Annotated in this window: 1 protein-coding gene; it reads left to right on the forward strand. The window is 69.6% G+C overall.

All coding sequences use genetic code 11. The annotated features are described in order from the left end of the window. On the forward strand, positions 1-424 hold a 424-nt coding region (locus EN852_RS35395), incomplete at both ends, for a TetR/AcrR family transcriptional regulator (RefSeq protein WP_135879645.1).

Here is a 424-nt window from a genome sequence, read left to right on the forward strand (position 1 = left end):
GCGCGCCGCGCGGCTCGCTCTATTTCCATTTCCCTGGCGGCAAGGACCAGCTAGTCGTCGAGGTGACGCGGGCCAGCGTCGCCAACGTCACGGAGCGGCTGGGCGCGGCACTGTTGGAGGAAAGCGACCCGGCCGTTGCCGTCCATCACATCTACCAGTCGGTCGCGCGCATGCTGGAGGACTACGAGTTCTCGCTCGGCTGTCCGGTCGCGCCGGTCGTGCTCGATGCGCCGAACGATGTGCCGGACCTGGTCGAAATCTGCCGCTCCGCCTTCGAGCAATGGATCGGGCTGCTGCGCCAGGCCTTCGTCCGGGCAGGGGTGCCGGAGCGGCGCGCGCAGGCGCTGGCGTTGCTGGTCGAATCCTCGCTGGAAGGCCTGATGGTGATCGCCCGCGCCACCCGCGACCGCACGCCAGTGCAGGC

Source organism: Mesorhizobium sp. M2E.F.Ca.ET.209.01.1.1, from assembly GCF_004010375.2.
Taxonomy (GTDB): Bacteria; Pseudomonadota; Alphaproteobacteria; order Rhizobiales; family Rhizobiaceae; genus Mesorhizobium.